The 24401-nt window shown below is 53.6% G+C and carries 27 protein-coding genes and 1 riboswitch; of the genes, 12 read left to right on the top strand and 15 right to left on the bottom strand.

The window, feature by feature from the left end; all coding sequences use genetic code 11:
* Position 1: 1 nt before the first annotated feature.
* The 3 genes from J5224_RS04380 to J5224_RS04370 form a co-directional block, all read right to left on the bottom strand.
* Positions 2–1417 carry a tetratricopeptide repeat protein gene (locus J5224_RS04380; protein WP_264624222.1) on the bottom strand — a complete coding sequence of 472 codons (1416 nt, stop codon included), beginning with the start codon at positions 1415–1417 and terminating at the stop codon, positions 2–4.
* Between the two features lie 322 nt (positions 1418–1739).
* Positions 1740–2207 (bottom strand): thioredoxin-dependent thiol peroxidase, encoded by a 468-nt coding sequence (gene bcp, locus J5224_RS04375; protein WP_264624184.1) that lies wholly within the window; start codon positions 2205–2207, stop codon positions 1740–1742.
* Between the two features lie 2 nt (positions 2208–2209).
* On the bottom strand, positions 2210–2815 hold the full coding sequence (locus J5224_RS04370; protein WP_264624183.1) for a glycine cleavage system transcriptional repressor: 606 nt from the start codon (positions 2813–2815) through the stop codon (positions 2210–2212).
* A gap of 187 nt (positions 2816–3002) precedes the next feature.
* On the opposite strand from J5224_RS04370, the gene dapA reads away from it, so the two are divergent.
* The 9 genes from dapA (at position 3003) to J5224_RS04325 (ending at position 12411) form a co-directional block, all read left to right on the top strand.
* Positions 3003–3881 (top strand): 4-hydroxy-tetrahydrodipicolinate synthase, encoded by an 879-nt coding sequence (gene dapA / locus J5224_RS04365; RefSeq protein WP_264624182.1) that lies wholly within the window; start codon positions 3003–3005, stop codon positions 3879–3881.
* Positions 3882–3897: 16 nt separating this feature from the next.
* A complete protein-coding gene (gene bamC / locus J5224_RS04360) occupies positions 3898–4935 on the top strand; it encodes an outer membrane protein assembly factor BamC (protein WP_264624181.1) in 1038 nt (345 codons plus the stop codon).
* Between the two features lie 128 nt (positions 4936–5063).
* Complete coding sequence (gene purC / locus J5224_RS04355) at positions 5064–5777, top strand: phosphoribosylaminoimidazolesuccinocarboxamide synthase (protein WP_264624180.1); 714 nt, start codon at positions 5064–5066, stop codon at positions 5775–5777.
* 193 nt (positions 5778–5970) lie between these two features.
* Complete coding sequence (locus J5224_RS04350) at positions 5971–6423, top strand: DUF441 domain-containing protein (RefSeq protein ID WP_222159962.1); 453 nt, start codon at positions 5971–5973, stop codon at positions 6421–6423.
* A gap of 13 nt (positions 6424–6436) precedes the next feature.
* Positions 6437–8518, top strand: coding sequence for a tRNA(Met) cytidine acetyltransferase TmcA (locus J5224_RS04345; RefSeq protein ID WP_264624179.1), 2082 nt, complete (start codon positions 6437–6439; stop codon positions 8516–8518).
* A 64-nt stretch (positions 8519–8582) separates the two neighbouring features.
* Entirely contained in the window at positions 8583–9167 is a 585-nt protein-coding gene (locus J5224_RS04340) for a TIGR00730 family Rossman fold protein (RefSeq protein ID WP_264624221.1), read from the top strand.
* A 7-nt stretch (positions 9168–9174) separates the two neighbouring features.
* A complete protein-coding gene (locus J5224_RS04335; RefSeq protein ID WP_264624178.1) occupies positions 9175–9582 on the top strand; it encodes an NUDIX hydrolase in 408 nt (135 codons plus the stop codon).
* A 181-nt stretch (positions 9583–9763) separates the two neighbouring features.
* The gene (gene ypfH / locus J5224_RS04330) at positions 9764–10381 is read left to right on the top strand and encodes an esterase (protein ID WP_264624220.1); all 618 of its coding nucleotides are present in this window, start codon (positions 9764–9766) and stop codon (positions 10379–10381) included.
* A gap of 359 nt (positions 10382–10740) precedes the next feature.
* Positions 10741–12411: a methyl-accepting chemotaxis protein gene (locus J5224_RS04325; protein ID WP_264624177.1), complete on the top strand. Its 1671-nt coding sequence runs from the start codon at positions 10741–10743 to the stop codon at positions 12409–12411.
* A gap of 41 nt (positions 12412–12452) precedes the next feature.
* Here J5224_RS04325 and J5224_RS04320 read toward each other — a convergent pair whose 3' ends face one another.
* The 6 genes from J5224_RS04320 to J5224_RS04295 all read right to left on the bottom strand — a co-directional run bounded on the left by J5224_RS04320 (position 12453) and on the right by J5224_RS04295 (position 18144).
* On the bottom strand, positions 12453–13637 hold the full coding sequence (locus tag J5224_RS04320; RefSeq protein ID WP_264624176.1) for an acetyl-CoA C-acetyltransferase: 1185 nt from the start codon (positions 13635–13637) through the stop codon (positions 12453–12455).
* A 10-nt stretch (positions 13638–13647) separates the two neighbouring features.
* Positions 13648–14295: a 3-oxoacid CoA-transferase subunit B gene (locus tag J5224_RS04315; protein ID WP_264624175.1), complete on the bottom strand. Its 648-nt coding sequence runs from the start codon at positions 14293–14295 to the stop codon at positions 13648–13650.
* Complete coding sequence (atoD, locus tag J5224_RS04310) at positions 14295–14951, bottom strand: acetate CoA-transferase subunit alpha (RefSeq protein WP_264624174.1); 657 nt, start codon at positions 14949–14951, stop codon at positions 14295–14297. Before atoD ends, J5224_RS04315 begins: the two co-directional genes overlap by 1 nt.
* A gap of 181 nt (positions 14952–15132) precedes the next feature.
* Positions 15133–15432: a hypothetical protein gene (locus J5224_RS04305; protein WP_195314736.1), complete on the bottom strand. Its 300-nt coding sequence runs from the start codon at positions 15430–15432 to the stop codon at positions 15133–15135.
* Positions 15432–16772, bottom strand: coding sequence for an acyclic terpene utilization AtuA family protein (locus tag J5224_RS04300; protein ID WP_264624173.1), 1341 nt, complete (start codon positions 16770–16772; stop codon positions 15432–15434). The genes J5224_RS04305 and J5224_RS04300 overlap by 1 nt, the downstream gene beginning before the upstream one ends.
* Positions 16773–16821: 49 nt before the next feature.
* Complete coding sequence (locus tag J5224_RS04295; RefSeq protein WP_264624172.1) at positions 16822–18144, bottom strand: CitMHS family transporter; 1323 nt, start codon at positions 18142–18144, stop codon at positions 16822–16824.
* Between the two features lie 675 nt (positions 18145–18819).
* Here J5224_RS04295 and J5224_RS04290 point away from each other — a divergent pair.
* Positions 18820–19725 (top strand): LysR family transcriptional regulator, encoded by a 906-nt coding sequence (locus tag J5224_RS04290; protein WP_264624171.1) that lies wholly within the window; start codon positions 18820–18822, stop codon positions 19723–19725.
* 48 nt (positions 19726–19773) lie between these two features.
* On the opposite strand, the gene J5224_RS04285 is transcribed toward J5224_RS04290, so the two are convergent.
* Genes J5224_RS04285 through J5224_RS04270 form a run of 4 tightly spaced genes read right to left on the bottom strand, consistent with a single transcriptional unit; the run spans position 19774 to position 22127 of the window.
* Positions 19774–19962, bottom strand: coding sequence for a YpfN family protein (locus J5224_RS04285; protein WP_195314740.1), 189 nt, complete (start codon positions 19960–19962; stop codon positions 19774–19776).
* Between the two features lie 2 nt (positions 19963–19964).
* Positions 19965–20639 (bottom strand): M15 family metallopeptidase, encoded by a 675-nt coding sequence (locus J5224_RS04280; RefSeq protein ID WP_264624170.1) that lies wholly within the window; start codon positions 20637–20639, stop codon positions 19965–19967.
* Positions 20636–21763: a succinyl-diaminopimelate desuccinylase gene (gene dapE / locus J5224_RS04275; protein ID WP_264624169.1), complete on the bottom strand. Its 1128-nt coding sequence runs from the start codon at positions 21761–21763 to the stop codon at positions 20636–20638. Before dapE ends, J5224_RS04280 begins: the two co-directional genes overlap by 4 nt.
* Before the next feature lies 1 nt (position 21764).
* A complete protein-coding gene (locus tag J5224_RS04270; protein WP_264624168.1) occupies positions 21765–22127 on the bottom strand; it encodes an ArsC family reductase in 363 nt (120 codons plus the stop codon).
* A gap of 44 nt (positions 22128–22171) precedes the next feature.
* Here J5224_RS04270 and J5224_RS04265 point away from each other — a divergent pair, with 44 nt between their 5' ends.
* On the top strand, positions 22172–22387 hold the full coding sequence (locus J5224_RS04265) for a hypothetical protein (RefSeq protein WP_264624167.1): 216 nt from the start codon (positions 22172–22174) through the stop codon (positions 22385–22387).
* A 190-nt stretch (positions 22388–22577) separates the two neighbouring features.
* Here J5224_RS04265 and J5224_RS04260 read toward each other — a convergent pair whose 3' ends face one another.
* Entirely contained in the window at positions 22578–23276 is a 699-nt protein-coding gene (locus J5224_RS04260) for an aspartate/glutamate racemase family protein (protein WP_264624219.1), read from the bottom strand.
* A gap of 220 nt (positions 23277–23496) precedes the next feature.
* Between J5224_RS04260 and cspE the strand changes: the two genes are divergently transcribed.
* On the top strand, positions 23497–23706 hold the full coding sequence (gene cspE / locus J5224_RS04255; protein ID WP_222159976.1) for a transcription antiterminator/RNA stability regulator CspE: 210 nt from the start codon (positions 23497–23499) through the stop codon (positions 23704–23706).
* A 53-nt stretch (positions 23707–23759) separates the two neighbouring features.
* Here the strand turns inward: cspE and crcB are convergent, their stop codons facing one another.
* Positions 23760–24143, bottom strand: coding sequence for a fluoride efflux transporter CrcB (crcB, locus tag J5224_RS04250; RefSeq protein ID WP_264624218.1), 384 nt, complete (start codon positions 24141–24143; stop codon positions 23760–23762).
* A 75-nt stretch (positions 24144–24218) separates the two neighbouring features.
* Positions 24219–24280: riboswitch (Fluoride riboswitch) on the bottom strand.
* Positions 24281–24401 lie beyond the last annotated feature (121 nt).

Genomic DNA, 24401 nt, shown 5'->3' with positions numbered 1-24401 from the left:
ATCAAGATTTTTCAAACGGACGGAAGCGTTGCTGTAACTGGCGTAACTGGTCAATGCGAGCATCATAGCGCGCTTGCTCCAGACTGCCGAGTTTGCTCAGCGAACTGGCATTGCTGAACAGCCCAATGGCCTGATCCAGTTTTCCTGATAACGCCAACTCCTCTCCACGCGCGGCAAGTTCTTCGGCGCGCATGCCCTGTGCGGCGGAGGCCTGCGCCAGCAGCGACCAACCGTTGGGATCGCCCGGATTAGCGTAGGTGTAACGATAGAGCAGACGGCTGGCTGCGGCGGCCTGACCGCCTGTGACATAGGCGTTAGCCAGGTTCAATTGCAGTACCGGGTTGTTCTGAGCGCCCGGCGCTTTTTGTAAGCGCGCGATGGCCTGTGCGGCTTTATTTTGCGCCAGATCGATATCCGTCATCAGATCGAGAAACCAGGGGCTGTCCGGGGTTTTATCCAGCAGCGGCTGAAGCACAGCGCGCGCATCGTCATATTTCTTCTCTTCATAGGCGCGCACGGCTTTTCCGTACTGTGCGGCAAGCTGCTCGCGTACATTGCCTTTTAGCCAGTTATCAATGGTCTCATCGGCAGTGGCCTTATAAGCGGTGCTGTACATCGTTAGTGCACGCATCTTGGCAAACAGAAAATCCTGTGAGGATTGGGTAGGTGCTGGGCGCATCTGGTTGGCTCGGTTGCGAGCATCGGCCAGGCGGCTCTCCGGTAATGGGTGTGTCAGCAGCATTTCCGGCGGTTTAGTGGCATAGCGTGATTGGTCGGCCAATTTTTGCATAAAGTTAGGCATAGCCTGCGGATCGAACCCCGCCCGCTGCAGCACTTGCAAACCAATGCGATCGGCTTCCTGCTCGTTGGACTGTGTGAAGCTGATCATTCCCTGCTGCGCGCCCGCCAACGTGCCGCTCAGGGCCGCCATCCCCACCTGGGGGTTTGCCATTGCGAGCAGTATGGAACCCAATGCACCCACCCAGGTAAGTGGGGCGCTGCGCTGTTGTGATTCCATGGCGCGCGCCAGATGGCGTTGGGTGACGTGCGATATTTCATGCGCCAGCACCGAGGCCAGTTCGCTTTCGTTTTCCGCGTAGCGGAACAAGGCAGAATGGATGACCACATTGCCACCGAAGAAGGCAAAGGCGTTCAGCTCATCGTTGCGAATGATGAAGAAGTGAAAAGGGGTGCGCACTGAGTTAGCGCTTTTGACTAACCGTTGGCCCAACTGGTTGATGTATTGTGCCAGCAGCGGATCGTCAATCAGTGGTGCACCGCCGCGCATTTGCCGCAGGTAGAAATCGCCCATGGCAATTTCTTGATTGATACTGAGCGTACCGCCCGCAGTGGTTCCCATATCGGGAAGCTGGTCCTGCATATCAGCAACGGCGGGGGCCGCGACGCTGCCCAGCATTGCGCCGAACAGCAGCGCAGTCAGGGTTTTCTTTACTCTGAATCCACGCACAAACGTCTTGCCTGCCGGAGCGGTAATGCGAGGACGTTCAGCACCTAACCAATTGAAGACCATGAGTGGGACCTTCTCGACTGCACGGTAAAAGCGATTAGCGCCTATCTTAGCCAGCACGGAGGGAGCATGCAAAGTGGAATGCGGGAAAAGTGCAGCATAACAGCGCGCCGTGCAAAAAAAGTAAGCACAAGATGTGCGCGCAGTGTGAATCAGGGTAACGCAAAAAACACCGGCACCTTAACCGTGCCGGTGGATACCTGACGTGCTATCAGGCGCTTTTCAGATAGTTCAGTACGATATCGTGGTGATCGCTGGTTTTGAAATCATCAAATACGTGCGTCACTTTACCGTCCTCACCAATCAAAAAGCTGATACGGTGAATGCCGTCGTAGGTTTTTCCCATAAATGTCTTTTCGCCCCACACGCCGAAGGCTTGTGAGATCTGATGATCTTCGTCGGACAACAACGTAAAGTTCAGCAGCTCTTTTTCCGCAAAGCGAGACAGTTTTTCCGGTTTGTCGGTGCTGATACCCAGCACTTCCACGCCATGTTTCTTCAGATCGTCCATGTTGTCGCGCAAACCGCAGGCTTGCACGGTACATCCCGGCGTCATCGCTTTAGGGTAAAAATAGACCAACACTTTTTGTCCCTGGAAGTCGGTTAAATTTACTTGTTCGCCATCCTGGTCGGGCAAGCTAAATTTCGGTGCGGTATCACCGGCTTTCAGTGTGTTCATCACTACTCTCCATCTTTCTCTTCATGCTGTGGATAGTTCACGACGCTAATACTGCCTTGTGCGTGCAGTTCTGTACATAGCTGATGAAAGGCTGGCTCAATAATTGTGCCATTAAGGGTTTCAGGGCTATGTGCGGTGATTTGAATATATAACGTTGACGGGTGTCCACTGGTGGCGGGCTGTGTTTTTGAAACCAGCTCCGCAATGTTCATATGATGGGCGTCAAACAGGGCGGTAAAACGTTCAATGATATGCGGTGAATCCGCCAGTTCAACTTTGACCCATACCGTTGAGGGCATCGGCGGGCGAGCCTGAGACTCCGTACGCTTCATCACGATCAATAATTCCATTTCCGCCCCTTTGAGCGGCAGCGTGGATTCGATGAGCGTGATGGCATTCCAACTTCCCGACAGCAGCATGATGAACGTGAACTCTTTGCCCAGCATCGCAAGACGACTGTCTTCAATGTTACAGCCACAGCTACTCACGTGACGTGTGATGGCGTTCACAATCCCGGGACGATCGACGCCGAGGGCGGTGATAACCAGTGAGTGTTCTTGTTGGCTCGGCAAAATCTTGCTTCCTCTGCATCGGGTTGAGAGTAACATGGTAAACACAAAAAATTGTCTGGGGCAATTTTGAGTTTGTTCTGCGTGCATTTTTCCGTCTCGCCGTCAGTCGCGGCATGCGAAAAGAAAAAAACCGCATGTCAGACGCCGACAACGCGGTTGCGTGCTTGCTTTTGCAGTGAAGTCAAAAGTACCATGAAGAACTTGTTTTTGGAGGGGATGGCGAATGTTTACGGGAAGTATTGTTGCACTGGTTACGCCGATGGACGACAACGGAGCCGTCGATCGTGCAAGCTTGAAAAAACTTGTTGATTATCATGTTGCTAGCGGAACCGCGGCGATAGTGTCCGTTGGAACCACCGGCGAGTCCGCCACCTTGAGCCATGATGAACATGGCGATGTGGTGATGATGACGCTGGAACTGGCGGACGGACGTATCCCTGTGATAGCCGGAACGGGTGCCAATGCGACGTCGGAAGCCATCTCTCTCACTAAGCGTTTTCACGGTACTGGCGTGGTGGGCTGCCTGACAGTAACCCCTTACTACAACCGTCCGACGCAGGAAGGGTTGTTCCAGCATTTTAAAGCGATTGCCGAGCACACCGATTTACCGCAGATTCTGTACAACGTACCGTCGCGTACCGGTTGTGACATGCTGCCGGAAACCATCGCCCGTCTTTCCGAAGTAAAAAATATTGTTGCGGTGAAAGAAGCTACCGGGAACTTAAGCCGTGTGAGTCAGATCCAAGAGTTGGTTGATGATAAATTCATTTTGCTGAGCGGTGATGACGCCAGCAGTCTGGATTTTATGCAACTCGGTGGACGAGGCGTGATTTCCGTGACGGCGAACATTGCTGCGCGGGAAATGGCACAGCTGTGCGCACTGGCGGCACAAGGTGATTTCGCTGCGGCGCGCCGTTTGAACCAGCGCCTGATGCCACTGCATCAGAAATTATTTGTTGAACCTAATCCGATCCCGGTGAAATGGGCATGCAAGGCATTAGGTTTGATGGCGACCGATACGCTTCGCTTGCCGATGACGCCGCTGACTGACGCCGGTCGGGCAGTGATGGAGCGCGCATTGAAGCAAGCTGGTTTGCAGTAACCCTTAGGGAGATTTGATGACTTCTTCAGTGCAAAAGTCCATGGTGGCAAAAGTGGTTGGTTTGTCGCTGGTTATGCTGTTAGCAGCATGTTCTAGCGATCAGCGTCACAAACGTCAGGTCAGTGGCGATGAATCCTATTTGAAAGCGCCACAACCGAAGACGTTAGTGGCACCGGCGGGCATGATCCTTCCGGTGCAGAATGGGGATTACGAGATCCCGGCAATCTCATCAACCGGTGAACTGGGTAAAGCGTTAGACATTCGTCCTCCTCTCCAACCATTGGCATTGTTAAGCGGATCGCGCACGCAAATTTCCGGTGATACCGCCACCTTGTTGATCGAAAACAGCGCGCAGGCGAACCGCCTATGGCCGCAGGTGGTGCAAATCGTTCAGGACAAGGGCTATGTGATTGCCAGCCGACAGGATGCCTCGCAGACGCTGACCACCGATTGGATCTTCTGGCCGCGTGACGATGAAAGTGTGCCGTACCGCGCGCGTTATCAGATCTCTGTTCAACCTCAAGGGTATCAGGTTGCGGTTGTGGTGAAACTGCTTGGCCTCGAAGTGCAAAATACGCCAGTGGCAGAGGCGCTTCAGGTGCAACGTTATACCAGCCTGATGGCCAATACCCTGTCAGATGCGTTAGAGAAACAGGCGGCTGCGCGTGAGAATGCGCAGATCAATCGTGCAGTCGGTACGCTGGACGTGCTGAGCGGTGCGGATGACAGCGGTCTGCCGTTGCTGGTGGTACGTGGCCCTTATTCGGTGGTCTGGGATCGTCTTCCTGCCGCACTGGAAAAAGTGGGCATGAAAGTGAACGATCGCAGCCGTCCACAAGGCTCCATCGCGATAACCTACAAAGCACCGGGCAGCAGCGCCTGGGAACGTCTGGGGGCGAAAGATCCTGAACTGACCAACGGCGATTACAAATTGCAGGTTGGCGATCTTGGTAACCGCAGCACGTTGCAGTTTATCGACGCGAAAGGGCATACGCTCAGCCAGTCGAAAAACGACGCGCTCGTCGCCGTCTTCCAGGCGGCACTCAGTCACTAACAGCAAGGGCCGGTCACATCCGGCCCTTCTTTATTCGGCCCGGCGCATGCCGGTATTTTTATTGTTAACCAAGTTTTAAATCATCGGGCCCGTTGTCGGTGGCCCACAACTGTGTGGAGTGATAAAAGATGCAAAAGCTAGCTGAGTTGTATCGCGGAAAAGCGAAAACGGTCTACACCACTGAAGATCCTGATCTGCTGGTGCTGGAGTTTCGCAATGATACGTCAGCCGGTGATGGCGCGCGCATTGAACAGTTTGATCGTAAAGGTATGGTGAACAACAAGTTCAACCATTTCATCATGAGCAAACTGGAAGAAGCGGGCATCCCGACGCAAATGGTCAAGTTGCTGTCCGACAACGAAGTACTGGTTAAAAAGCTGGAGATGGTGCCGGTTGAGTGCGTGGTGCGTAACCGTGCTGCCGGTTCTCTGGTGAAACGCCTGGGTGTGGAAGAAGGTATTACCCTGAACCCGCCGCTGTTCGACCTGTTCTTGAAAAATGACGCCCTGCACGACCCGATGGTGAATGAGTCTTACTGCAAAACCTTTGGTTGGGTGAATGAAACCCACCTGGCACGCATGAAAGCACTGAGCTACAAAGCTAACGAGGTGCTGAGCAAGCTGTTTGATGACGCGGGTCTGATTCTGGTGGATTTCAAACTGGAATTCGGATTGTTCAAAGGTGAAGTGGTGTTGGGTGATGAGTTCTCCCCGGACGGTAGCCGCCTGTGGGATAAGCAAACCCTGAACAAGATGGACAAAGACCGTTTCCGTCAAAGTCTGGGTGGTTTGATTGAAGCCTATGAAGAAGTTGCACACCGTCTTGGCGTAAAATTGGACTAAACGCGCAATCGTTTTCGTGTTAAAGCATAGCGCGCGCGCCGTTGCCTGCCATTCTCTGCATTACGCGGAGAATGGCTGCTTACTCACACCAATGTGGGTATTGGGCTAATGAGCCGCGTCAAAACAGTGCTATCATCTTAGTCTTGAATGAAACCGATATCTTGACTTCAGCATGGCAGGAAACCCCTTCCTCATGACTTCTTTCGATCCCACGCTTCTGATCCTGCTCGGCCTTGCGGGACTTGGCATCATCAGTCACAACATGACGGTCACCTGGGCGATGCTGGCGCTGCTGGCGGTACGTTTGACACCGCTCAATGGTTATTTCCCGCTGGTGGAAAAATATGGATTGAGCATCGGGATACTGATTCTAACCATCGGTGTGATGGCCCCGATCGCCAGTGGGAAAATTAGCGCCCATGACTTCTTTCAAGCGTTCCTCAACTGGAAATCGCTGGTAGCGATTGCGGTGGGCGTTGCGGTTTCCTGGCTCGGTGGTCGCGGTGTTTCACTGATGAGCAATCAACCGTCCGTGGTGTCGGGATTGCTGATTGGCACCGTGGCTGGCGTCGCATTGTTCCGCGGCGTGCCGGTAGGTCCGCTGATTGCAGCGGGTCTGCTCTCGTTGTTGATTGGCAAATCCTGAGAACAGCCTTGGTATGTCTGAGCTTATCACCCCAAACCTGCTCAGTGCTGACGCGAACGGCGATCCTGAGCTGCTGCGACATGTTGGCGCGCGCCGCCTGCTGGTTGTCAGCGGTGAGATGCACTGGGTGCAAAGGCAGGCGGAAGCGCTGTGCCGACAGACGCCGGGGGATTGGCTTTGGTTGGGGGGGACGCAGCCTGACAGCATCCCCTTTAGCAAAGCGCGAAGGCTGCTGGGACAGGAGTATCAGCATGCCGTCTTTGATGCTCGTATCGGACTGGATGTGGAAGCGCTGGCGATCGTGGCTGGCACCCTGCGCGCGGGCAGTTGGCTACTGCTGCTGGTCCCACCCTGGCGCGCGTGGGCACAACAGCCTGATGTTGACAGTCTGCGCTGGAGTGAGCAGTCGCAGGCGATAGCTACGCCGAATTTCATTACACATTTTCAGCAACAACTGCTGGCGGACCATGAGATCACGTTATGGCGGCAAGGGGAGGCGGGGGCAATAACGCCGCTGGCTCCTCGTGCACCATGGCGCCCTGCCAACGGTGACCCAACGCCACAGCAGCAGGCATTGCTGACCCGTCTACAAGAAGCGGCGGCGGGCGTTTATGTGATCACCGCCGCGCGCGGGCGCGGTAAATCGACGCTGGCGGGTATGCTGGCCGCGCAGTGTACTGGCGTCTGTTGGGTTACATCACCTTCCCGCGACACTGCGGCTCAGTTGCTACAATGTGGTGGCGCTGAAATGCCGTTTTGGTCTCCAGATGCCTTGCTTGCATATTGCCAATCGTCAACGGTGCCGCCACTCGACTGGCTGTTGATCGATGAGGCGGCGGCGATCCCTGCGTCAGTGTTGCAGGCGCTGGTAAGCTATTTTCCTCGCGTGTTGATGCTCACCACGGTGCAGGGGTATGAAGGGACGGGGCGAGGTTTTCTACTGAAGTTCTGTGCCTCGCTGCCACAGTGCGACATACTGACGTTGGATCAACCGCTGCGCTGGGCCGCAAACGATCCGTTGGAGCGTTTTCTGGATGAGGCTCTGCTTTTTCGTGACACGTTTACCGATGTCGATACACTGAATTCGAGGTCCACGAGATTGCCTGCGGTAGTCACGAAGTGTCTGGCGACGGCATGGTTGAGTGAACCAGCAGCGCTGCATCGGTATTATGCCTTATTGTGCAGCGCGCATTACCGCACCTCGCCGCTTGATTTGCGGCGATTGCTGGATGCGCCCGGCATGCATCTCTACGGCGCCCAACGGGGCGAAGCGCTGTGCGGCGTAGCCTGGTGGGTTGATGAAGGCAACTTGTCACCCGCGTTAGCGCACGAGGTGTGGGCAGGCCGCCGTCGCCCACGCGGCAATCTGGTGGCACAATCGCTGGCGGCGCACGGTGATGAGTGGCAAGCCCCTTGTTTACGCTCGCGGCGTATCAGCCGTATCGCGGTGGTCGCCGAGCAGCGGCGCTGTGGTATTGGTCATGCCCTGATTGCTGCACAACGGGACACTGCGAGTGATGATGGCATTGATTTTCTGTCGGTCAGCTTCGGTTATCAGCCTGAGTTGTGGGCATTCTGGCAGGCGTGCGGGTTTCGGCTGGTGCGCATCGGCAGCCATCGCGAGGCGAGCAGTGGCTGCTATAGCGCGATGGCGATTTTGCCTATCAGTGAGGAAGGACGACAATTGGCGACGCGTGCTGAGCGGTGTCTTGCTCAGGCGTGGCCTGCTTTGTGCCGTATTATCCCTCTGGCGCTGCCGTTGCAACTGCCGGTGTTCGCGCTTTCTACGCTCGAAGATACAGAGTGGCGTAGTTTGGCTGGATTTGCTTTTGCACATCGCGGCATGGAGCCCACCTTTGCCGCGTTGACACATTTGATGGCGCAATCGGGTTTGCCGCTGCCGGCATTGCGTTTACTTCATGCGTATCCGCAAGAACCAGAGCGCGGTGTGACGCAGTTTTCATTAAGCGGTAAAAAAGCATTGTTACAGCGCTGGCGTGAGGAAACGGCTCAGGTACTTGCCGAGCGTGATGCAGAGGCCTGTGCCCGTTGGCAACGTTGGGTGCAACCGGGTGGTTTCCGGCTGAATAAATAAATGCCTTGGCGGAATGGATCGGTTTGCCGGCATACGGAGTAATCCACATGGAGAAGAGCGATATATTATGGTGATGGGTATTTTTTGCGGTTCGAGTGCGGGAAGTGATACCGCCTTTATTGATGCGGCGCGTGCAACGGGAAAAACCCTGGCGCAGGCCGGTATTGCCATTGTTTACGGCGGTGGTCGTGTCGGGTTGATGGGCGCGGTCGCGGATGCAGCGCTGGCGCAGGGCGGTGAGGTGATTGGTGTCATGCCGCGTTTGCTGGCCGATCAAGAGCTTTCTCATCCGGGCCTGACCACGCTGCATGTGGTGGAGAACATGCATGAACGTAAAGCCAAAATGGCGCAGATTGCCGATGGCTTTATCGCGATGCCGGGCGGTCCGGGGACGCTGGAAGAGATTTTTGAACAGTGGACCTGGGCGCAATTGGGGATTCATGACAAACCCTGCGCATTTCTCAATGTTAACGGGTATTTTGACCCGCTGAAAACCATGAATGAGACGATGGTCCGTCAGGGTTTTATGAAGCAACCCTATGCCGATATGCTCACATTTTCTGACAGCATCGAGGATATTCTGCGCGTTTTCGCCACCTATACGCCGCCGCCGCATAAGTGGACGCCTGCGTTTCGTCAGGTTGGGTGAGACAGTGATGGAAACGTCCCGTGTGATTCGCATCGCCGCTGCCGTGATCACCGATGCGACAGGCGCCTGTCTGCTGGTTCGCAAACAAGGCACAACGGCATTTATGCAACCGGGGGGAAAGATGGAGCCCGGTGAAACGCCAGAGCAGGCGCTGGTGCGTGAACTGAAAGAAGAGTTGTCGATTCAGATAGCACTCTCTGATCTGACGTATCTTGGCCATTTTTCCGATCAAGCGGTCAATGAGCCTGGGTATGTTGTTGAGGCCGATGTGTACCGTGTGCAGGGTGTGACTAGCGTCGTAACCCCGGCGGCTGAAATTGCTGAAATCGCTTGGGTTAACCCAACAGCGCCGACGACGTTGCGTTTAGCCCCGTTGACTCAGCAACAGCTATTGCCCCTTGCCGCTGCATTTTGATGCCGTTATGACAGGCTTGCCGCCGCGTCAGCCTGGTATTTTTCTTTATCTTTCCGGTCTATGGGGTGAGCGCGATGGGGGCGGGTCATTGGAAATAATGGAATGACTTGTTCAATAAATCCCGATGGCACGTGATAGCCGCAGGGGTATCATTGAAGGATACCATGACAAAACGGGACATATCATGAGCGATGCAATTACAGTACAGCAGCCGGAACAGGCGCAGCGTTTGGTCCTGCTGTTTCACGGCGTTGGCGACAGTGCCAACGGCATGGCGGCACTGGGGCGTTATTTCGCCGATGCCTTGAAGGATGCCTGTGTTGTCAGCCTCAATGGGCCAGAAAGCACCGAATGGGGCGCGGGGCGTCAGTGGTTCTCCGTGCAAGGGGTGACTGAAGAGAACCGTCAGGCTCGCGTTGATGCGGCGATGCCGGGATTTCTGTCAACGGTGCGCCATTGGCAGGAGAAGGTTGGGGTCGATGCCGCTCATACCGTGCTGGTTGGTTTTTCGCAGGGGACCATCATGTCTCTGGAAGCGCTTAAAGCGGATTCCTCTATTGCCGGTACGGTGATCGCCTTTAGCGGTCGTTTTGCCTCGCTGCCAGAATCTGCATTGACGCCGGCGGTGGTGCATTTTATCCACGGAGATCAGGACAGCGTGATTCTGCCTGCGCACGCACAGGCTGCTGCTCAGCGTCTGCAAACGTTGGGCAGTGAGCATTCACTCGATATGATTGCGGGAGTCGGTCACTCGATTGACGGTCTGATGCTGCAACAGGCGCTGGGTTATCTGGCATAACCGGGTTCTGTTGTCGGTAAGGCGGTTCTACCCATGAATCGCCTTTATTTTTCTTTGCCTTTTCTCGTTATTTTTACCCCGCACTGAATGAGATATCGCGCCAAAATCATGTCGAGTAGTTTTTCTGTCCATATAAAAAGTGATTTTTTCCATATTTAAATAACGTTGAATGGTCGACGATGTTATTGCACTACACACACCATAATGTCTGACGTTTTTCCCGCTATACCCATATGTATTCGCGTCACTGGTCTAGTTAACGCCGGTTATTCACGCCGCCGCATCATTGCGTCAGCGACGCGGCGCGAATCATCGAGGGTATTTACATGTCACGTCCTTTTAGGAAATAAGGGTGTTATATGTTTAAACGTATAAAAGTTGTGACCATTCTTATTATTGTTCTTTTAACTCTGGGTATTTCACAGTTTCTCACTGGTGCGCTTTCCATGCGTGCGCTGGTCAATGACCGAGAAGGATTTCATGCTTCACAGCGTGCGAATCAGAGCGTGGCGGCGTTTACCGATGCCTGGATTATGATGAACCAAACGCGTATTGCCGTCGGCACCATGATTCAAAATATGATGATGGGGAATGCGGATAAAGACGCGATGCAGTCACTGTTGCAAATGGCGAAGGAGCGTATTGCCAGTTCCGAAAGTCGCTATAAGGCCTATCAGGCCATCCCCCCCTCGCCGGGGGTGGATCCGGCGCTTATCAAAAAGCTGGAAGAGAGCTATGTCGTTTATCAGAAACTGTTGAACGATATCGTCAACTCGCTGGCGGGAGGATTGGCCGGGGCAGCAATGAAACTGCATGAAGGGGCGGCACCGCTCAATGTCGCGATGCAAGAAAACTACCTGGCATGGCGAGAGGCACAAACGCAGATCGCCGATAATGGGCTGCGCGATAACCAGCGTGCTTTCCAGGCGATGTTGTGGCTATTAGGGGCCATTTCTCTGCTGGTGGTATTGGTGATTGTGCTCAGTTGGGTTGGCTTACAGCGTATTCTGTTGCAACCGCTGCGTGCGCTGATGCGCCATATCAATGCCATTGCCAAAGGCGATCTGACGCAGGCCATTGATGTGCAAGGGCGCAACGAAATGAGCCAACTGGCTACCGGTTTACACCATATGCAGCGCTCATTGATTGATACGGTCAGTGCGGTGCGTGACAGTGCGCAGTCGATTTACACCGGAGCCAGCGAAATCTCGGCAGGCAGCAACGATCTTTCATCGCGCACCGAGCAGCAGGCCGCCTCGCTGGGCGAAACCGCTGCCAGCATGGAACAGTTGACCGCTACGGTAAAACAGAACTCACACAGTGCGCGGCAGGCGGCGCAGGTGGCAAAAGAGGCGTCGGAGACAGCAGATAAAGGCGGCGTAAAAGTCAGCCACGTGGTGATCACCATGAACCAGATTTCCGACAGCTCGCAAAAAATCGCGGATATCACCAATGTGATCGATAGTATTGCTTTTCAGACCAATATTTTGGCGCTGAATGCTGCGGTAGAGGCGGCGCGAGCCGGCGATCAAGGCCGAGGCTTTGCCGTGGTGGCAGGCGAAGTGCGCACGCTGGCTCAGCGCAGTGCACAGGCAGCGAAAGAGATCAAAACCCTGATTGACGATTCGGTCAATCGCGTCAGCACCGGGGCGATCCAAGTGCGGGAAGCAGGAGACACCATGCAGGAAATCGTCACAGCGGTGAGCCGCGTGACCGATATTATGGGCGATATTGCCTCGGCGTCCGATGAGCAAAGTCGTGGCATCGATCAGGTGGGACAGGCGGTCAGTGAAATGGATCGGGTGACGCAACAAAATGCGGCGCTGGTGGAAGAATCCGCCTCTGCGGCAGCCTCTCTCGAGGAGCAGGCGGGCTTTTTACAAGGTGCTGTGTCGGCGTTCAATATTGGCAATAATCAAGGCGTGCCGCCTGCGACGACCCAGCCGTATACACGCGGCACACAAGGATTATTGCCTGTGGTGAAAAACGCCTCCGGGCGTGGGTCAGAACACAACTGGGAGGCGTTTTAGAGCGCGATTAACACTGGGCCGCGAATCGCGCAGCGGCCCGGTTACAGGCGCTCAACGATCAGTGCAATGCCCTGACCGCCGCCGATGCACAGCGTTGCCAGCCCCAGCGTTTTGTCGTAGCTGCGTAGCGCGTGAATCAGGGTAACCAGAATACGTGCACCGCTGGCACCGATCGGGTGGCCCAGCGCAATCGCGCCCCCGTTGACGTTAACTTTTTCTGGGTCCAGACCCAAATCGCGCTGTACGGCCAGGAATTGCGCCGCAAACGCCTCATTGGCTTCGATCAGATCGATATCCTGTATGGTCAGCCCTGCTTTGAGCAGCGCTTTTTGGGTGGCAGGAATCGGACCTAATCCCATCACTTCGCTCGGCACACCGGCTGAAGCCCAACTGCGAATGCGTGCCAGCGGCGTGATACCTTGCTGACGGGCTTCGGATTCCCGCATCAGCACCAGCGTTGCGGCTGCATCGTTGATTCCTGAGGCGTTGCCCGCCGTGACGGTGCCGTCTGGCAGGAAAGCCGGGCGCAGTTTACCCAGTGAATCCAGCGTGGTATCGGCACGCACGAACTCATCCTGATTGAAAATACGCGTCTCTTTTTTCACGCGCAGCGCAATCGGGGTGATCTCAGCCTCAAAGCGACTGCTGGCCTGCGCGGCGGCTGCTTTTTGCTGCGATGCGAAAGCGACAGCATCCTGATCTTCACGCGTAAAGCCGTACTGTTTGGCGATGTTCTCGGCGGTGATCCCCATGTGATAGTCATTGAAAGCGCACCACAGACCGTCTTTAATCATGGAGTCGATTAATTTGCCGTCGCCCATGCGATAACCCTGACGCGCTTTTTCCAGCAGGTAAGGCGCGGCGCTCATGTTTTCCATACCGCCTGCAATACAGACCTGATTGTCGCCCGCAACGATGGATTGTGCACCGAGTACCACGGCTTTCAGGCCGGAGCCGCACACTTTGCTGACAGTAAAGGCTGGGGTTTCAATGCCAAGACCGGCAGCCTGACCGGCCTGGTGAGCCGGGTTTTGGCCTAAACCGGCGCTCAGCACATTGCCCAGCATCACTTCATCAATCTTCAGGCCTTGCGGCAGGGATGACAGGCTGTCTTTAATCGTAGCGCTGGCCAGTTCAACGGCGGAAGTATTGGCCAGACTGCCCGCGAATTTACCGATCGCGGTACGTTTGGCGCTTACAATTACAACAGTATCTTGTGTGTTCATCAGAGTCTCCTTAGTGGATTTTTAACGGTTGCAGATCGTCGGAGACAATGAAGTTGGCTTCTGTCTTCTGGCGCAGTTCATCGAGGGTGATATCCGGGCTGATTTCGCGCAGCACCATCTGCTGGTCGATAAATTCAAATACCGCCAGTTCGGTGACCACCATGCTGACTTTGTTGGCGGCGGTGAGCGGATAGGTACATTCATGCAGCAGTTTGGGGGCACCGTTTTTGGCGCAGTGTTCCAGCGCAATGATCACTTTCTTGGCACCGACCACCAGATCCATGGCACCGCCCATGCCGGGCACCATTTTGCCGGGGACCACCCAGTTGGCGAGGCTGGCGTGTTCATCCACCTGCAAACCGCCAAGTACGCACACATCGACGTGGCCGCCGCGGATCAACGCAAATGAGAACGCGCTGTCAAACATTGCTGCGCCCGGTACCATGCCGCAGGGTTGCCCGCCGGCGTTAACCAGATTGCTATCGATGTCGGTGATGGCACCTAATCCGAGGAAGCCGTTTTCCGACTGAAACGTCACTTCAATGGTTTCGGGTACGTAGTTGGCTACCTGGGTCGGCAGACCAATCCCCAAATTCACAACGTCGCCGTCGTTTAACTCCAGCGCAACGCGGCGAGCAATAATTGATTTAGCGTCCATTATTTTTCTCCAACATAAAGGTGATCGACCAGTGCGGCAGGCGTCACAATGCATTCCGGCGCTAATTGGCCGACGGGGATAACCTGTTCGCATTGCGCCACAACATTGTCTGCGGCAAGCGCTATCAGAGGATTAAAATTACGGGCGGTGAGGTGATAAATCAGATTTCCACGGGTGTCGGCGATGCTTGCCTGAATAATGGCAAGATCGGCTTTTAACGGTAATTCCAATAAATAGGTTGTATTATCGAGGGTGATTTTTTGTTTATTTTCTTCTACCACCGTGCCAACCCCTGTCGGGGTGAGAAAACCACCCAGCCCGGCGCCGCCGCTGCGAATACGTTCTGCCAGTGTGCCTTGTGGCACCAATTCAACATCCAGGGTTTCGGCAATCATGCGTTTGCCGGTTTCCGGGTTGGTGCCAATATGCGAAACGATGACTTTTTTAACCTGACCGTTGGCAATTAATGGGCCAACGCCGGTGTCGGGAAATGCCGTGTCATTACCAATCAGGGTTAAATCAGTGACGCCGGATTTCATGATCTCTTTTACCAATAAATCCGGGGTTCCGACACCCATAAAACCACCGAACATAATTGTCATTCCGTCTTTTAATAAAGAACGGAAATAACTGGCATCAATGATTTTGTTTTTCATTATTCAGCTACTCCATCAATCAAAGGGCTTTATTGCTGTTTTTAGGCAACAGTGACCCCGTCGAAAATTAGTGACAATTTTCGAAACTCGTTATGTAGATAATCAGGTGATATATCAGGGCAATAGTCATTGCCCTGTCGATCTTTTATTGCTGTGCCACGGGCGAACCCGTGGCAATCGCTTAGATATCCATGTCCAGAATGGCTGCGCTCAGCCCTTTGCCGTGCATATCCAGCGCCAGTGAGCGGGTAACACCGCCACCCAGTGCGCCATACATGACAAAGTTCAGCGCGCCAATGGCGGGCAGTTCGTAGCGAACGACGTCACCGGTGACGATATCGGCAAACCAGGCTTTGACTTTTTCCGCAGTAACGGCCGCTTTGATTTTTTCAAAATCTTCCGCGCGATAAGCAATCAGCGAAATATTCGACGTATTGCCTTTGTCGCCAGTACGGGAGTGGGCGATTTCACGTAGTTTCATTATTTGATCTCCAGGTAGTTAACCGCTGGGGTAACGAAAGCACGCGCCAGCAGGGTGGAATCCATGGCCAGAATCTCTTTCACGCCTTTATTGACACCGCCGCCGCCCGCAGGGCCGTTGGTGTACAGCGTTTCCACTTCGTTGCCCACTTTCACTGCCTGCGCGCGGGTGGCGCAGCGAGCGGCCACGCGCGCGCGTACTTCATAAGGCTCGCTGCGTTGAGAACGCTCTGCGCCGTGCAGCGCGTCTACGCCAATCAGATCGAAACGCACTTCTGACGGTGCGAAACCGCATACCTCAAAACGGCCTTTGACGATGTCGAGCGCCAGACGTCCGCGCGCGACGGCACCCGGCCCTGCGTAGGAGATTTCCCCTTCGCCGATAAAGCCGTCCTGATAACCGACGGAGACTTTCAATGTGTCGGTTTTAGCACGGCCCGTAGCACCCTGAACGCGAACGCGATCGTCGCCTACCTGAGTGAAGGTGACGCCGGTGAAATCGGCCACGACATCAGGTGTGATATAGCTGTCCGGACGGTGGATTTCATACAGCATCTGCTCTTTGCAGGTATCCACACATACTCGGCCGCCAGAACCGGCAACTTTGGTGATGACCGCATCGCCGTTTTCATCAATTTCCGCGATCGGGAAGCCAAGGCGCTCCAGGTGCGGAATGTCCTTGAAGCCAGGATCGGCATAGTAACCACCGGTGATCTGTCCGGCACATTCCAGCAGGTGACCAAGGCAGGTGCCTTTGCCCAAGTGTTCCCAATCGTCGGCGGCCCAGTTGAATTCATACATCATCGGTGCCAGGAACAGCGACGGGTCAGAAACGCGCCCGGCGATAATGATGTCAGCACCTTCATGCAGCGCTTTGACCATGGCATCTGCGCCCATATAGGCATTGGCGGAAAGAATGTCTTTGCCACAGGTAGAAACTGGCTGGCCGATTTCATCCAGACGCGCATCTTGTTTAATCAATACATCGCGCACGTCATCACCGGTCACTACGGCAATTTTCAGCTGTTTGGCGCCCAGTTCTTTGGCGATCTCCAGCACGCGCTGGCCCGCTGCCGTTGGGTTGGCAGAACCCATATTGGTGATGATTTTGATCCCTTTTTCCAGACAGGTCGGCAGTACCGCGTACATTCTGTCTGCCAGCAGCTCGTTGTAGCCCTTTTCCGGATTTTGCTGCTTCTGTTTCTGGCCGATAGCGATGGTGCGCTCTGCCAGGCATTCAAACACCAGGTAGTTGATATCGCCTTTTTGCGCGAGCTCAAGTGCGGGCTCGATGCGATCGCCGGCATAGCCTGCGCCGGAACCTATACGGATAGTTTTCATAGCTTTACCTTCTATATTTAAAACGGCTCTGGTTACGGTGTGTTGGCGCTTAGAGCGGGAACACACCAAAGATGACGCAGGCGAATGTCATGACGACACTGGCTGCCCAGAGCACGGGAATAGAGAATTTCTGGTGATCGGCCAAATCGACGCCTGCCAGGCTGCACAGCAGGAACGTGGCCGGAGTTAACGGGCTGACCGGGAAACCGGTGGTCATCTGGCCCAGAACCGAAGCCTGTGCCACCTGAATGGCTGGGACGCCCAGCATTTCGCCGGTGTGAGCGATAACGGGCATGATGCCGAAGTAATAAGAGTCCGGGTCAAACACCAGACTCAGCGGCATGGAGATGAGACCCACCACGAACGGAATGTGGGATGCCAGCGCAGGAGGAACGAAACCTACGGCCGCTTCAGACATGGCTTTCAACATACCTGCGCCCCCCATGATGCCGGTGAAGGCACCTGCGGCGAACAGGATACTGGCCATCATCAGTGCTGCTTTGGCGTGCGCATTGATACGGGCTTTCTGCATTTCAACGTTGGGGTAGTTCACCATCAGTGCGACGGTCAGCGCGACCATAAAGGCCACGGTCGGCGAGATTTTGGTGAAGACCATGGTGCCAATCACGCACACGACCAGCGCGATGTTAATCCAGAACATGTGCGGACGACGCAGCGCTTTTTCTTCGTCAGTCAGCTCTTTAACGTGCTCTTGTGCATTGAACGAGGCAGAGCCGCCAGCCAGCGGGTTGCTGCCCGACAGACCCAGGCGTTTCTCCTCTTTTTTGCCCCAGTAGTAGCCCATCAGCACCATGAAGACCAGGCCACAAATTTGCGCAGGGATTAACGGGATAAACAGGTCGTGGGTAGAAATGTTCAACGCTGCGGAGGCGCGGATCATCGGTCCGGTCCACGGCAGGAAGTTCACACCGGCGCTCAGGGCAGTGATACCGACCAGGATGCGTTTGTCCATGCCCAGCTTGTTAAACAGCGGTAGCATGGCTGGCACCGTGATCAGGAAGGTAACTGCACCGTTACCGTCCAGGTGTGCCAGCAGTGCCAATACTCCGGTACCGATGATGATCTTTACCGGGCTGGTTCCTACCATGCGCAAGATGCCGCGAATGATGGGATCAAACATGCCTGCGTCGGTCACTACGCCGAAAAAACAGATGGCAAATACAAACATGGCGGCCATCGGTGCCAGTTTGGTGATCCCATCTACGACGTATTTTGCTGTGTCAGTACCGCTTCCGGCCAATAATGCCCCAGCAATCGGAATGACAATCAACGCCACCAGCGGTGACATTCGTTTGGTCATAATGAAAAATAATAGGGTGGCAATGGTGAGCACCCCGATTAACGCTAACATATAGCACTCCTCTACTTATTATTGTGCGCAGTTGACAATGTATGTTGGTTTAACGATTATGTTAAAAAATATCGTTTTTTTATAACAAGCATGAAAATCAACGCCTAACCCAGAACAGATATTGTTGGCTGCGCTATTTTTATCATTTGGAATGGGATCAGACTAACTCATAATGGCAATGGATTCATTTGAAAATGGAATTGATTTATTCTATTTGCAGATCAAATAAATAGACAACAATTACCTATATATGAGTAACTGATTGTTTTGAAATGTTATCTCAGAATAATTTGCGATAGACGTGGGTGAGGTGTTGTGATTTTGCTTCAAAATGTAGCAATTGCATCTTTTATCTGAAGGCCAAATAAGATTAAATAATTGTGGCAATGATCATAAAAATAAAATAAGTCGCTTGAACGAAATGAAGTTTGTTAATTTTTTACCGATGTGTAAGGTCTATACCCAAAATAATTCGAGTTGCAGGAAGGCGGCAAGTGAATGACAAATTTGTCTGGAACAAATTTGAACAGCGCCTGCGCTGGCCCGTAGGGTGAACCTCAGGGATGAGGTTCATTCATCCCGATGAGCTTACTTAGGTAAGTGATTCGGGTGAGTGAACGCAGCCAACGCATCTGCAACTTGAAGTATGACGGGTATATTTCAGATAGAGGTGTTATGAACTTATCCATTAAACAATTGAGGGCATTTATTGCGCTCACGGAAACTGAAAATTTTACCCGAGCGGCGCAGAAAATAAACTTGTCGCAGCCTGCCTTTAGCGCGTTGATCGCGGCGTTGGAAGATGAGGTGGGATATCGTCTTTTCGACCGTGATACGCGCAAGGTGCAGTTAAACGGTAATGGTATTCACTTTATCGATATTGCTCGCCGACTGATTCAATCACACGACGACGCCGTCGTAGAGATAAAATCGTATGCCACCGGATACAAAGGCAAAATTGTATTGGCGGTGTTGCCTTCGATGGCGGTGGAGTGGTTGCCGCAGGTGCTGGCACAGCACCATCGCGCCCATCCTGATATCAAGGTTGAGCTGCTGGATACCCAGTGGGACCGCTGTCTGAAAGCCATTCTGGACGGGCGCGCGGATGTGGCATTAACCGCGGGTCAACCTTCTCCGGGCACGTTCAGTTCCCGAATGCTGTTTGCCGATGAGTTTTTCCTGATTTGCCACCGTAATCATCCCTTGGCACAGCGTCAGAGCGTTGACGTTGCTGAAGTGGCTCAGCACGCCTTTGTAGGCTTCTCTCAGGGAACCAGCATCCGGCAGTACACCGATCAACTGATGGCCCCGCACAGCTTTAACTACGTGCTGGAAGTGCGTCAACTGACCACCATGATGGGGTTGGTCGCCGCCAACTATGGCGTGAGCATTGTGACCGGTCTGACGTTGTTCCAGTTTCAGCACAAGGATATCGCGATTGTGCCGTTTCGCGATCTGTCGCTACAGCGCGGCATCTATCTGGTGACCGACAAAGAGCGACAGCTGTCGCAGTGCGCCAAAGAGTTCTATGAATTTCTGCTGGAAAAAGCCGAGAGTTTTACCCCGCGCTCAGCGCCCTGACGCGTTGTTAAAAATGGCCCGCAGGTCACTGGCTGAAAGAGAAACGCATCAGGGTTTTTTCTCCGGCCAGTCATCTTCTTTATCCCACTCGGCGTTGTTGTCTCTGTGGGGAGGCAGCTCCGGTTTATTCTTGAGAAAGCGTTTGTGATCGAGACGGCTCAGTTCTTTCATGCCGTTGATCACCATACCCACCAGAATAATCAGAATTACCCACCAGTAATCAGCCAGCCAGGACATGTTCAATCCTCATCGATATTCATGATAAAGCGGGAAAAAATATCAGGCAGATGCGGACGTAACCAGGCATCTCCCGCAATATCTTCATGTTGCCAGGCTTCGAGTATAACCTCAGGCGTCAGCAGTTGCGCTGCGGGTCTGGACAAGGGCTGGTAGCTGATGTGCCAGGGTTCCACGGCAACGCCGCCGCGATCGTGGGCAAACGGTCGGTAAAAATCAAACTGGGCCATATGCGCAGTAAGCCAGTCGCTCAGATCTGCGAAATAGCCGCCCGCCTGATATTCCCACGGCTCCAGTTGCAGACGAGCCCCTTGAGGCAGGCGTGACGGATCGTAGATATCTAGCTCGGTGCCCCAATGATGGCGACTGGCACCCGGCAGGGCAGACCAGCGCAATATCGCGGCACAGCGTTCAGCAACAGGAAGCGATGCGGCCACCAGCGGCTGGCTGTTTTTATCCAGCAACGGGCGCTCGCCGTTGAATTTTTGATTCCAGATGTGGCGTTGACGGGCAAAGTCACGAAAGGTACTGGCGGGCTGTAACTGAAAGCCATCACGCGCAGCCGCCTGCTGTAAACCGGTAAAGGCGGCGAGGGCGACCGGTTGCAGGCTGTGTGCTTCACCGAGCGGGACAAGGTGCTCACGGGTTTTCCCCGTGAGCATGGCGTGCGTCATCATGCGATGAGCTGCTCCATAATGCGTTGATAAATACGGCTCAGTAATTGCAGATCGGCGGCGCTGACGCATTCGTCCACTTTATGGATGGTGGCATTGACCGGGCCGAGTTCCACGACCTGTGCGCCCATCTGCGCGATAAAGCGCCCATCTGAGGTACCGCCATTGGTCAGTAACTCTGGGGTGATCTCGCTGTAATGCTCAACGGCGGTTACGACGGCATCGACCAGATCGCCGCGCGGCGTCAAAAACGGTTGGCCGGAGAGGTTCCAGTTCAGCGTGTAGTTAAGCTGATGGCGCTCCAGCAAGGCGGTGACCCGTGCCTTGATCGTTTCATCGGTGGATTCGGTGCTAAAGCGGAAATTAAACTGCACAAACAGCTCACCGGGGATCACGTTATTGCTGCCCGTGCCCGCATTGATATTGGCAATTTGCATGCTGGTCGGCGGAAAGAAGGCATTCCCCTGATCCCATTCGGTACTCACCAATTCATTCAAAGCTTCCATGGCACGGTGCACCGGGTTGTCGGCCAGATGCGGATAAGCGACGTGGCCCTGAATGCCATGTACTGTCAAATTGGCGGTGATGGAACCTCTACGCCCGTTTTTCACCACATCGCCCAGTTTTGCCGTGCTGGAGGGCTCGCCCACCAGACAGTAATCCAGGCGCTCGTTGCGCGCCATTAACGCCTCAACTACCTTCACCGTGCCGTTCACCGCACTGGCTTCTTCATCCGAGGTGATCAGAAACGCCAGACGGCCTTGATGATGGGGATTTGCCTGTACAAACCGCTCAGCGGCTACCACCATCGCGGCAACCGACCCTTTCATGTCTGCCGCACCGCGCCCATACAAAAAGCCATCGCGCAGGGTAGGTTCAAACGGTGGGTGCTGCCAGCGGCTGGCATCACCGCTCGGAACCACATCGGTATGCCCGGCAAACGCCAGCGTTTTGCCTTCACCGCGCCATGCCCAGAAATTCTCGGTATCGCCGAAATCCATTTTTTCGATGGTAAAGCCCACCGCTTTCAGGCGTTCAATCAGCAGTGCCTGACAGCCTTCATCGCGCGGGCTGAGCGAAGGGCGTTTAATCAATTGTTGTGCAAGTTCTAAAACGGGGCAGGACATCTCACTCTTTCTCCGCGGTAAAGGCGTGGTAACTTTCGGCATTGAAGCCTAACAGGGCGCGCTCCCCGCTCACCAGCAGCGGGCGTTTGATTAAGGCTGGATGGACCAGCAGCAGGGCGCAGGCGCTTTCGGCATCGGTGACGGCGGCGCGCTCTGCATCGGTTAACTGACGCCAGGTGGTTCCGCGCGTATTGATCAGCGGTTGCCAATCACCGACAAGACGGATAAAGGCGGTTAACTGCGCATGATCCAACCCATCGACACGGTAATCATGAAACTGATAGGCGATCTGATGCGCTTCCAGCCAGCGTCGTGCTTTTTTGATGGTATCGCAGTTTTTGATACCGTACATCATTAGCGTCATGGTGATAACAGTCCTTTCTCATCGGGAGGCCGTTAAGGCGGCAAATGAAGGTGTCAGCATGCCGAAAAATGGCGGGGAGATCCACCGATGCAATCTGCTCAGAATGGGATCTTGTTCGCTTTTTATTCGACAGGAAAACGTTTCGCTGGTTAAAAAGTGGGCGTATACTGACCGCGATTAATCACCAGGGGGACATGATGATAGAAGTAGAAGTGCGTCACTGGAAAGACTTCATTGAAGAAATGCTACGTAAAAAATAATTATCGGTTACTTAGTTTTTCCCATTGATAGATTTGAGTACAGAACCAGGAACAACATTCCAACCAATGCAAAGGCAGTCAGAACGTTCTGACTGCCTTTTTTCATGGGTAAAATGAGGAAATCTTGAGTGTTTTACTCGGGAAATTGTGATTTAAAACAATAATTTCACAATTTATGAATGTATATCAATTAGTTATTTTTTAGTGCGTAATCTGCCGCAGCAATGGCGTGTAGATAGCTGGTATCAAAAAGAGGAATTTTTGTATCAGATTGATGGATTAAAAGAGGAATTTCGGTACAGCCGAGAATTACGCTTTCGGCACCTTGCTGGGCAAGACTGTCGATGATGATGCTAAATGCTTCCCGTGAATGGTCGTGCAATACGCCGCGGCATAACTCGTCGTAAATGACACGGTTTATCTCGTCTCGCTGATCGGCTTGCGGAATAATGACATCAATGCCGTGGCGCTCTCGTAAGCGACCACGATAGAAATCCTGCTCCATGGTATAGCGAGTACCCAATAAGCCGACACGCGTCATGCCACGCTGTTTCAGACTGTCCGCGGTAGCATCGGCGATATGCAATACCGGTAATTGACAGGCGCTTTCTACCTGGTTGGCCACCTTGTGCATGGTGTTGGTACAGATGACGATCGCGTCAGCGCCTGCTTGGCGTAGCCCGAGAGCGATGTCAGAAAGCTGATGTGCTGCCTGCTCCCATGCGCCTTGTGCCTGGAGCTGTTCGATATCATGAAAATCTACGCTGTGCAGTATCAGTTTTGCTGAGTGTAAGCCTCCCAGACGCTGTTGAACGCGTTCGTTAATGAGGCGGTAGTAGGGCACAGTGGATTCCCAACTCATGCCGCCGATCAATCCAAGGGTTTTCATCATTCGTTTATCCTATGGGGCATTTACGGTTGCCCGACACCGTGGGTGGGGAGAAAACGGTAACAAAGGTGTCTCATTTCAAACTATTGGTAAATCGGAACGTATATTTAGCGATTTTCATCACTTTTTATCCAAGTTCAACTGGACAAATGCGTTACTAATTGCTGTACTGTACCAGACACACATTTTGTGTCTTTCATTCATGTTAAAGGTAAGTTTGATGTCTAAGATTAAAGGTAGCGTTAAGTGGTTCAATGAGTCCAAAGGTTTTGGTTTCATCACTCCGGAAGACGGCAGCAAAGATGTATTCGTACACTTCTCTGCAATCATGAGCAATGGCTTCAAAACTCTGGCTGAAGGTCAGCGTGTAGAGTTTGAAATCACTGACGGTGCTAAAGGCCCATCTGCGGCTAACGTTATCGCTATTTAATAATACCGATTTCTTGAAAACCCGCCTTATGGCGGGTTTTTTTTATCCTGTTTTCAGGATACCAACCAGTTGACCAGTGCGAATGCCAGCGCCGTCATGAGCAGTGAGCCGGCCAGATTACACAGAATGTTGATGACCGCGGCTGAGAGTTGGCCCTGATTGATAAACAGAAACGTCTCCGCCGAGAAGGTGGAAAATGTGGTTAATCCGCCACACAGTCCGGTGGTTATCAGCAGTTTCCAATGCGGTGGCAACTCCGCATGACGGGAAAAATAGGCGAGGGCACCACCGATAACAAACGCCCCGATCAGGTTTGCCATCAGCGTACCCACAGGCAGTACTGACACCGCTGTGGTGTTATAGCGCATTCCCAATGCCCACCGAGCAACGCTTCCCGCTCCGCCGCCGATAAACACGGCAAGAAACATCATCCACATCATGACCTCGTGTTGTGCATTATTTTTCGTTGAAAGTGATTCAGAGCGGGCAGATCCCTACGCGCCTGCTCTGAGGCGTACGTAGGCATCATCAGCCCAAAGGGCGGTTAGGGAGGAATGCTATCTCCTTGTGACGACACCAGTGTAGTAGCTAGGGGTATCTGGATTCAAGTACTGGCAATAGGCGTATCAGCAGTGGGGTCTAATTTTGTTACAAATGGATGTTGTGTTCGCGCTGTCGCAGGCATAAATAAGAAA

Source organism: Candidatus Symbiopectobacterium sp. NZEC135 (assembly GCF_025962695.1).
Note: the sequence above shows the minus strand (reverse complement) of the source record. Positions and strands in the feature narration are given on the sequence as shown.

Excerpts from the sequence above, each read along its gene's own strand:
- dapE (WP_264624169.1), bottom strand. The coding sequence starts at position 21,763 with ATGTCCTGCCCCGTTTTAGAACTTGCACAACAATTGATTAAACGCCCT.
- J5224_RS04335 (WP_264624178.1), top strand. The coding sequence starts at position 9,175 with ATGGAAACGTCCCGTGTGATTCGCATCGCCGCTGCCGTGATCACCGAT.
- J5224_RS04320 (WP_264624176.1), bottom strand. The coding sequence starts at position 13,637 with ATGAACACACAAGATACTGTTGTAATTGTAAGCGCCAAACGTACCGCG.
- bcp (WP_264624184.1), bottom strand. The coding sequence starts at position 2,207 with ATGAACACACTGAAAGCCGGTGATACCGCACCGAAATTTAGCTTGCCC.
- J5224_RS04260 (WP_264624219.1), bottom strand. The coding sequence starts at position 23,276 with ATGAAAACCCTTGGATTGATCGGCGGCATGAGTTGGGAATCCACTGTG.
- J5224_RS04265 (WP_264624167.1), top strand. The coding sequence starts at position 22,172 with ATGAAGGTGTCAGCATGCCGAAAAATGGCGGGGAGATCCACCGATGCA.
- J5224_RS04380 (WP_264624222.1), bottom strand. The coding sequence starts at position 1,417 with ATGCTGGGCAGCGTCGCGGCCCCCGCCGTTGCTGATATGCAGGACCAG.
- J5224_RS04280 (WP_264624170.1), bottom strand. The coding sequence starts at position 20,639 with ATGATGACGCACGCCATGCTCACGGGGAAAACCCGTGAGCACCTTGTC.
- J5224_RS04300 (WP_264624173.1), bottom strand. The coding sequence starts at position 16,772 with ATGAAAACTATCCGTATAGGTTCCGGCGCAGGCTATGCCGGCGATCGC.
- atoD (WP_264624174.1), bottom strand. The coding sequence starts at position 14,951 with ATGAAAAACAAAATCATTGATGCCAGTTATTTCCGTTCTTTATTAAAA.
- J5224_RS04315 (WP_264624175.1), bottom strand. The coding sequence starts at position 14,295 with ATGGACGCTAAATCAATTATTGCTCGCCGCGTTGCGCTGGAGTTAAAC.
- J5224_RS04295 (WP_264624172.1), bottom strand. The coding sequence starts at position 18,144 with ATGTTAGCGTTAATCGGGGTGCTCACCATTGCCACCCTATTATTTTTC.
- J5224_RS04270 (WP_264624168.1), bottom strand. The coding sequence starts at position 22,127 with ATGACGCTAATGATGTACGGTATCAAAAACTGCGATACCATCAAAAAA.
- purC (WP_264624180.1), top strand. The coding sequence starts at position 5,064 with ATGCAAAAGCTAGCTGAGTTGTATCGCGGAAAAGCGAAAACGGTCTAC.
- crcB (WP_264624218.1), bottom strand. The coding sequence starts at position 24,143 with ATGTGGATGATGTTTCTTGCCGTGTTTATCGGCGGCGGAGCGGGAAGC.
- J5224_RS04345 (WP_264624179.1), top strand. The coding sequence starts at position 6,437 with ATGTCTGAGCTTATCACCCCAAACCTGCTCAGTGCTGACGCGAACGGC.
- J5224_RS04290 (WP_264624171.1), top strand. The coding sequence starts at position 18,820 with ATGAACTTATCCATTAAACAATTGAGGGCATTTATTGCGCTCACGGAA.
- J5224_RS04325 (WP_264624177.1), top strand. The coding sequence starts at position 10,741 with ATGTTTAAACGTATAAAAGTTGTGACCATTCTTATTATTGTTCTTTTA.
- cspE (WP_222159976.1), top strand. The coding sequence starts at position 23,497 with ATGTCTAAGATTAAAGGTAGCGTTAAGTGGTTCAATGAGTCCAAAGGT.
- J5224_RS04285 (WP_195314740.1), bottom strand. The coding sequence starts at position 19,962 with ATGTCCTGGCTGGCTGATTACTGGTGGGTAATTCTGATTATTCTGGTG.
- J5224_RS04370 (WP_264624183.1), bottom strand. The coding sequence starts at position 2,815 with ATGTTACTCTCAACCCGATGCAGAGGAAGCAAGATTTTGCCGAGCCAA.
- dapA (WP_264624182.1), top strand. The coding sequence starts at position 3,003 with ATGTTTACGGGAAGTATTGTTGCACTGGTTACGCCGATGGACGACAAC.
- bamC (WP_264624181.1), top strand. The coding sequence starts at position 3,898 with ATGACTTCTTCAGTGCAAAAGTCCATGGTGGCAAAAGTGGTTGGTTTG.
- J5224_RS04305 (WP_195314736.1), bottom strand. The coding sequence starts at position 15,432 with ATGAAACTACGTGAAATCGCCCACTCCCGTACTGGCGACAAAGGCAAT.
- J5224_RS04350 (WP_222159962.1), top strand. The coding sequence starts at position 5,971 with ATGACTTCTTTCGATCCCACGCTTCTGATCCTGCTCGGCCTTGCGGGA.